A 7,401-nucleotide genomic window follows, 5' to 3' on the forward strand; every position below is an offset into this window, starting at 1 on the left:
ACAACACCCAGAACCGCGGTTAGCGCTACGGCCACCAGCCTCCGGGCGCCGAAGGACGAAACATATTTTTAAGACGCATCGAGATATTCCGTTCCGAGCGATTGGCCTTTCCGATTGATCGCAGCAGGGCTGGCAGAGGACCGCTAAAGTCTATTTGGCGCGTAATTGTTGTCGCCGGACACATCCACCATGACTGGCATTCCCATCTTGCTGGTCGCCGTCTCTGGGCGTCGATGTTGTGATAGCCGACCCATCACCCAGCTCCCTAGGTCGTGTCAAGCGTCGGCGTGGCGCGCACACTTTGAGGCACAATCTAAACGCCAGGCAGAAGCCGCCTTTTATCTAGTTTGTCGCGATGTTCGTTAGACTGGAGGAGGCTTGGCCAGCGTGCACCGGCCGATCTGCGACAATGACCGACTCCAACGAATCCGCGGGAAGGCATGCCGGCACAACACGCACCACGGCACACATTGACCCTGCGCGAACAGGCAGTTCTCCGCATGATCGCCGCCGGCAAGAATAGCCGTTCGATTGCCACCGAATTGGGGATCAGCGTGCTGACCGTGCGCAAGCACCGGAGCAATCTGCTAGCCAAGACCGGCACGCGCAATGCCGCGCAACTGGCCTCATATGCCGTCGAGCATGGATTTCGTCGTGCTCGCTCCCTCGTCCGACTCGCGCCTGCAACCTGACACTGCACAAGTAGGCAGCGCGCAAGCGGAAAGTGCGCCCGCGGACGGGGTACAAGCCGCGCCGGCGCCCGCAGCCTATGCTGACCCGCGAGAGGGCAGCGCCCGCGACGCGGCGCAAAGCTTGTCCGTGCTCGATGACAAGCCTTCTCACCGTCTAGCGCCGCCACCTTCGCTGACACCGCGCGAGCGCGATATCGCGCTGCGGATTGCCAGTGGACAGACCAGCAAGCAGATCGCGCGGGAATTCGGTCTGAGTGATCTGACGATACGCAAGCACCGTGAAAACCTGTATCGGAAGCTGGGCATCGGCAATGCCGCGGGGGTGGCAATCCATTGCCTGCGTCATGGCCTGCTAGACCCGCCGGACACCTCCTGACTACGGCATTGGCAGTATTGCGGAGCTCGCGCAGGCCACCTGATGATGGCACGGAGTCCGTTGCTCACTTCAGGCGAAATAAGGCTTTCATGCAATATATGTCAATTGAATAATATTTAAAAGAGATATTCGGATAATGGCGATTTTTTCGCCTTTATGGGGACTCGCATGACGTGGAACAAGAATAAGAGGTCAGCATGGTCAGCATTTTCGGGGCAGCAGCGTCTTTGCGAACGGGACGGAATCGCATCGGCGACTGAAGCATCGCCGCGCAGCGGGCGGCAGAGCCGGCACTGGCTGGCCACCCTTGAGGCCCGCGTGCGCGAACGTGAGCGCCAGCGCATCGCCTGCGGTTTGCACGATGAAGTCGGCCAGGCGCTCGCGCTGGCACAGCTGCGGCTGCGCGAGCTGGAAGGCCTGGCGTGTGCGCCCACGGCAAAAGCTCTGATCGACGAAACGCGCTCGCTGGTCGACGATGCGGTTGGTACGATTCGCGCGGTCACCTTAGACCTCGGCCTCGGCTTGCTGGTGCAGGGGCGCCTGGACGATGCCCTGCGCGGTCTCGCAGACCGCTTTCAGGCAAGGCGGCAGGATGCGCTGCTGACGCGTCTGGAACTGCACGGCCCGCCCGTGTCGCTTGACCGGACCACTATGGCTGTGGTGCTGCGCGTAGCGAACGAATTGCTTGCCAATGTGCGCCGGCACAGCGGCGCCAAACAGGTCTGGGTGCGCTGTGCCTGCGGTCGCGGCCATGTCTATGTCACCGTGAGCGACGACGGCCGCGGCTTCGATCCCCGGCTCTGCGCGTCGTCCGGTAACGCTGCGGGCGGCTTCGGTCTGTCCAGTTGCGCGGCCCAGCTGGCCGCGTTGGGGGGAAGGCTGGAGGTGAATTCTGCCCTCGGCAGCGGCACACAAGTCCGCATTGTGCTACCGCTGCCGCAAGGCCGGCGCAGGCCCGCCACGCGCCTGGGCCTCTCCTACGGCGACACTGGCGGAAGCGCGCGCGCGTCCCGTCCGCGAGGTTGAATATGCCTCGCATCCGTGTATTGCTAGCGGACGACCACAGGTTGTTTCGCGAAGGACTGGCGGCCTTGCTGTGCAAGGAGAGCGACATGGAAGTCGTCGGGCAAGCCGCCGACGGCATAGAAGCGATGCGCCTGACCGACCGCTTGCGCCCGGACGTGGTCGCGCTTGACGTCGGGATGCCGGCGCTCAACGGCATTGATGCGATCGGCCGCATCCTGCCGTTGTCACCGTCGGTGCGCGTGCTATGCGTATCGGCGCACAGCGAGCAGCGCATAATCGCCGCCGCGCTGGATGCGGGCGCTCTGGGTTATCTGCTCAAGGACTGCGCGTTCGACGAATTGGGCAAAGCCATTCGCACCGTGGCTAGCGGACGTTCCTACCTGAGCGCCGAGGTGGCCACCGCCATGTTGGCCAGCTTGCGCTCGGCACGCAGTCATGGCACGCCGGCCCCGGGCGCCACGCTCAGTGCGCGCGAGCGCCAGATCCTCCAGCTGCTGGTAGAAGGCCACTCAACCAGAGAGATCGCGGAGCAGCTGCACATTAGCACCAAAACTGTCGGCACGCATCGCGAGCACATCATGAGGAAGCTCCAAGTAAAGGGCATTGCACAGCTGACCCGCTATGCGATTCACGAAGGTCTGTTCTGAACGGCGGCAACACTTGCCATATGCGGCTCCTGCCGATGCGCAAATCAGTTTCTTTGAAGGGGCAAATCAGTCTTCCGCACAGTTCGCCGGCGCCCGCGATCGCCGACCATGGAATCCAGACGGGCGGTGCAAGCGACATGGCGGCACGGCGCGTCTGTGGACGATGCTGGCACTGCCGCCGTTGTCGTCCATTTCCGCCAAACCAACTGGAGCAGAGAAATGGCAAATGTCGATACCTTGGATCTCTGGAAGAAGTGGATGGGCGCTGTGCAGGCCCAAGCGTTCCCGAATGGGCTCACCGACCAGCAGCAATTCAGCGCTGGCTCGACCACGCTGAATGTCGACCTCGGCAATGGCGACCCCGGCATCACCAACTACTACGTGTATGGCATCGGCGATGTCATTCCCGCCGCCAGTCCCGCCTACTCCTCCGCCGGCGGACTGCTTGCCGCCTATGCGACCTTCCTCGACTGGGTGGACCTCGGGGCAATGGTCAATCCCAACCTGGAAAGCCAGGTGAACCAGGCGACGGCCGCGCTCAACACCGCACAGACCAATTTCAACAATGTCCAGGTGGCGGCCTACAACGCCTATGGCGCCTACAAGAACGTCAATCCTAACCCTCCGCCGTTCCAGGCCTGGGTACAGCAGAACTACCCGAGCTATCTGAATGCCAACAATGCGCTGATCGGCGCATCCGGCGCCTACGACGAGATCATGATCAAGGCCTACGGCCCCGGCTATAGCGTCGTGCAGCAGGCGCGTGCCAAGGTCGGCATCAACGGCGCGCAGAACATGGCCACGCAGAACCCCTACAACATGCCTGTCAAGATGGGCAGTGTGGCGCCGGCCGGCAGCCAGCCGGTGGTGATCGGTGGCACCAATCCGGTCCCGGCCAACAACTTGTTCTCGGCCTTCGCACCGTCCTATTCACTGCAGGCATTTAGCGCCAAGTATGCTGAGTGGCAGCAGGCCAGTGTGGCAGGCAAGAACAACGCGGGCGCCTCGATCTCGATCAGCTCGAGTTCCGGCAGCTATGACTTCGACGAGTCCGGCTGGAGCACGTCAGTGGATGCCAGCTTGTTCGGCGACTTCTTCTCCTTCTTCGGCGGCGGTTCGGCAAGCGGGCAGAAAACTAGCATCAACACGAGCAGCTCCGATTTTAGCCTGGCGGTGGACTTTACCGGCTTTGGCACCTTTCCGATCGGCCCCGGACTGTGGTGGGACAACGGCGGGCTGGTTGCCACCTATCACAACCGGCTCAAGCCCGGCGCGCCGGACTTCTTCGGCGACAAGGGTGCGCTGGCCCGGGTGCCGACGCAAATCATCGCCGGCTTTCAGCCGACCGTGAAGCTAAAAATGACGGCAAGCGACTACAGCAACGTCAAGAACAGCTGGCAAGCGCAAGCCACGGCCTCGATCGGCATCGGGCCGTTCCGCATCGGCTCGGCCACGGTATCGACCAGCGGCACCAAGCAGGACATCAAGTGGGATGACGCTTCAGCCACCGTTACGATCGGGCCGGTCAGCAGCACCCTTCCCATCCTGCTCGGCGTGGTGAGCCAGAAGCTGGGCGGCTGATGCGCGCATGGCGCCCCGCAGATGAGTTCGGGGCGCCACGTCCGACACCTTTGTGCATCCGCCTCGGCTGCAGTTGACAACCGTCCGCCCGCTGGAGATCTCATGCTGTCCGATCACGCGCTATGGCGCCTCTACGCCGACGCCATCGCAAACCATGCCGGCGTCGCCGCGCCGGATCTGTTCTCTCCTGCCGCTGTTACTTCTTTCAGCGGGCTGGGTGATGCGCAGCCCGCGGTCGTCAACTGGAGCATCTTCCAGCTCGGCAATGGCATCCCCGCCAGCGCGGGTGCTTACGCTTCTCGCAGCGGCCTATTCACGGCTTACTGGCTATGCCTGAGCTTTCTGGTGGAGGCCGCCGCATCCATGACGCGGCGCGGACCTTTGCGGCCGGCAGCACTTGGCGACCTCTTGAGCACGGATCTGGCGCGGTACCGGCGACTGCTGCAGGCGCGGCACCTGCCGCTGCACGGCATTGCCGGCCGCGCTGTCGCCGACGCGGCCCCGCAGGATGGCCAGCGCGCAGGACTGCTGGGCGCCCATGATGCCCTGATCGCTACGCTGGACGGCCGGGCGCCGGCGCTGAGCGTGGCGATGAATCGCTGCCTTATCGCGTCCCTGCCGGAGGCCAGCGAACTGAACATGGCCGCCAGCCTGTATGCAGGCAGTACCGAGTTCTGCTGTCCGCGGTACTCGCTGGGCGGCTGGGCCACCGGCCTTGGCGCTTGGCGCAGCTCGCCGGCAGATTTGCCGCCGGCGTTGTCGCTGACCTTGCCTTCGCCTACCACGCTCGCCAGCCCGCGGGGTCTGCCGGCCACATTGGGGGCATCTGCCGCACCGGCCGCAGCGCCGACACCGGATCCCTTCGTCGGGGCCGGCTGGCCCGCCTTTCTCGGACTGCACATGCCCAATGCCAGTGCGGCGGTTGCGGAACGGCCAGCGCTGCAGCGCACTGCGGCCGACGGGTTGCTCGAAGGTCTGACCCTGACCCTGGCCGGATTCGGCGTCTTCCCTATACAGCCCGGCAATTGGTTCGACGCCGAGCTGCTCGAAGGCGGGCACGCAACGCTGCCGGCAGGCGCGCCGGATTTTTTCGGTATGGATGGTGCGCTCGGCCTGCTTCCGGCGCGCGCGGTTATCGGCTTTCGACCGCGCCTATCGCTGCGGGCAGCCAATAGCCGCCTGGCGCAGGAGCTGGCCGCGTCGGTGGCAAGCATCGGCCCTTTCAGCATACGGCGCGCGCCCGCCATGGCCGCCGCGCTTGCTTGCAGCGGATGCACGGGAACGGAGGTGCGGTTCGATGCCAGCGATTCGAATACTCCGGTCTTGCTTGGTGTCATTAGCAAGCCGGTTCGCAGCGTCGACGGCGCGTCAGCACCGCCGACGCACAAACCGCAGTAGCACGTCAGGAGAACTGCAATGATGGACGATTGGAAAGTGAGCGGCTATGTCGACCCCGACAACGGCGGCACCTGGGTCTACTATGAAAATCCCGCCTTCCCCGGCATCCACATGAGCCGCAGCGTCGACAATCCCGCCCGCGACCATATGGCGACGAATGACCGCACGGCCTACTACTACGGCAACAGGAAGCCGCCTACGTTCAACAACAACCAATTGCCCGAGCAGATCCGCACTCAACTGGTTGCGGCATGGCGCGACTACTACACCGTCTGAACGTCATCGCCCGAACTTTACCGTTTCAGTTGAAACGTCTGCGTCGATCTACGCTAAAGGAGTGAGCCATGCCAAAGTACTGCCAGGAAAAATTTACTGAAACCACCAACGGCACCGAGGTGAAGGTCTGCTGGCGCCAGGACAAGCATGTCCATGACGCCACTCTGATCACCGCCATCGAGCTATGGCTGCAAGCCGAACGTGGCGGCCAATGGCGGGTCCGCGCCAACAGCTACCAATCCAATCAGTCCAGCTGTTCGGTGGACGCGATCAGCTACGGCTAGCGTGCCCATTCAAGGGTCGGGACCGGCGCGGTTCGCGGCGCAGGTCCCGACTGCCTGCCAACCGGGCCGCACTTGGGGACAACCTGTGAACAGCCTCGTGCTATCAGGAGTACGGAATGCCCGCAAAGCCAATACCGGTGCGGGCTAGCGGCTCCGTTAACTTATCCACCTTAAAAAACTAACTAGTACTACTGTGTTAAGAATTAAGGCATTATTCGCTTGTCTTCAAGTGAATTACGAGGAAAGCGATGGGAGCCTCTACGGAACGGTTCGCGGATTACGTGTCTTTGATGGCGCAGTCGCTTGGGCATGCTGATCGCGTGGAGCCGTTTCGTGGCTACTGCACAGGGTTGATGTTGCCGGTCAAGCGTAAGAGCGTTGAGCCCATGGCGGCGCATTTGTCGCCAAACCGGGTACGCTCGGAGCACCAACGCCTGCATCATTTTGTAGCCGATGCGCCGTGGTCGGACGAAGCGGTGCTCGATGCGGTGCGCAGTTACACGCTTGAGCGAATCAGCCGGCGTGCGGGTTGCCGGAGGCGCTGATTATTGACGATACCGGGCTTTCCGCGAAGATTCACGCTTGCCAGCGCCGCTCTCAGCCGGTCCGCCGATTCGCAGTCGAAATGGCACAAGATGAAGAAGGGGGACGCGCACTGCCAAACCGGTCGTTTGGTATAGAGCACGAGAGGTACAGCGCCCACAGCCCCATGAACTAGCCGAACACTGCCGTGCTATCCCCAGGGGATAGCTGGCACACCCGGCCTTCCATGCCCGCTCTGTCGACGCGCTTCACGGCGCTGGAACAGGCGGGCTTCCAACGGCTGGAACAAGCAGGCTACCTAAAAGGCCTTTTACAACCTTTTAAAGGTAAGGGGAATATGGAGTCCCGGGTCACCGGTGCTACTAGGGCGATTTGGAGCCACTCACCTGGCTTCTGGGTGTACCGGCCGGCCTGACGCCGGCTGGCGTATAGTGGCCTGCCACTGCGGCGCACGGCAGGCGCAGCCAGCACCGCCAACCCGCAACGTCAGGACGCCCCTACCTTGACCAGGTGCGCGGCAAGCCTCGGCCTTTAGGCTGCCTTTAGGCCGGGGAAGGATAGCGCGGACGCCGTCGGCG

At 63.1% G+C, this 7,401-nt stretch carries 9 protein-coding genes and 1 pseudogene; all 10 read left to right on the top strand.

Annotated elements, in window-relative coordinates:
* Nucleotides 1-500: 500 nt before the first annotated feature.
* Nucleotides 501-692, top strand: a complete 192-nt coding sequence (locus tag CF68_RS33610; RefSeq protein ID WP_051591811.1) for a response regulator transcription factor — start codon at nt 501-503, stop codon at nt 690-692.
* A complete protein-coding gene (locus CF68_RS36820) occupies nt 643-1,068 on the top strand; it encodes a LuxR C-terminal-related transcriptional regulator (protein ID WP_200872623.1) in 426 nt (141 codons plus the stop codon). The genes CF68_RS33610 and CF68_RS36820 overlap by 50 nt, the downstream gene beginning before the upstream one ends.
* A 168-nt stretch (nt 1,069-1,236) precedes the next feature.
* Nucleotides 1,237-2,094 carry a sensor histidine kinase gene (locus CF68_RS33620; RefSeq protein ID WP_084187588.1) on the top strand — a complete coding sequence of 286 codons (858 nt, stop codon included), beginning with the start codon at nt 1,237-1,239 and terminating at the stop codon, nt 2,092-2,094.
* Nucleotides 2,095-2,096: 2 nt separating this feature from the next.
* A complete protein-coding gene (locus CF68_RS33625; RefSeq protein ID WP_013959777.1) occupies nt 2,097-2,741 on the top strand; it encodes a response regulator transcription factor in 645 nt (214 codons plus the stop codon).
* Between the two features lie 219 nt (nt 2,742-2,960).
* Nucleotides 2,961-4,322 carry a hypothetical protein gene (locus tag CF68_RS33630; protein ID WP_035827567.1) on the top strand — a complete coding sequence of 454 codons (1,362 nt, stop codon included), beginning with the start codon at nt 2,961-2,963 and terminating at the stop codon, nt 4,320-4,322.
* A gap of 102 nt (nt 4,323-4,424) precedes the next feature.
* Nucleotides 4,425-5,720, top strand: a complete 1,296-nt coding sequence (locus CF68_RS33635) for a hypothetical protein (RefSeq protein ID WP_013959775.1) — start codon at nt 4,425-4,427, stop codon at nt 5,718-5,720.
* An 18-nt stretch (nt 5,721-5,738) separates the two neighbouring features.
* Nucleotides 5,739-5,996, top strand: a complete 258-nt coding sequence (locus tag CF68_RS33640; protein ID WP_013959774.1) for a hypothetical protein — start codon at nt 5,739-5,741, stop codon at nt 5,994-5,996.
* Between the two features lie 68 nt (nt 5,997-6,064).
* Nucleotides 6,065-6,280, top strand: a complete 216-nt coding sequence (locus CF68_RS33645) for a hypothetical protein (protein ID WP_013959773.1) — start codon at nt 6,065-6,067, stop codon at nt 6,278-6,280.
* A gap of 248 nt (nt 6,281-6,528) precedes the next feature.
* Nucleotides 6,529-6,825, top strand: coding sequence for a transposase (locus tag CF68_RS33650; protein ID WP_035827570.1), 297 nt, complete (start codon nt 6,529-6,531; stop codon nt 6,823-6,825).
* 224 nt (nt 6,826-7,049) lie between these two features.
* Nucleotides 7,050-7,169, top strand: a pseudogene (locus CF68_RS36825) (DUF3158 family protein); the annotation flags it as partial.
* Between the last annotated feature and the right edge of the window lie 232 nt (nt 7,170-7,401).

Source organism: Cupriavidus sp. SK-4, assembly GCF_000611125.1.
Taxonomy (GTDB): Bacteria; Pseudomonadota; Gammaproteobacteria; order Burkholderiales; family Burkholderiaceae; genus Cupriavidus; species Cupriavidus necator.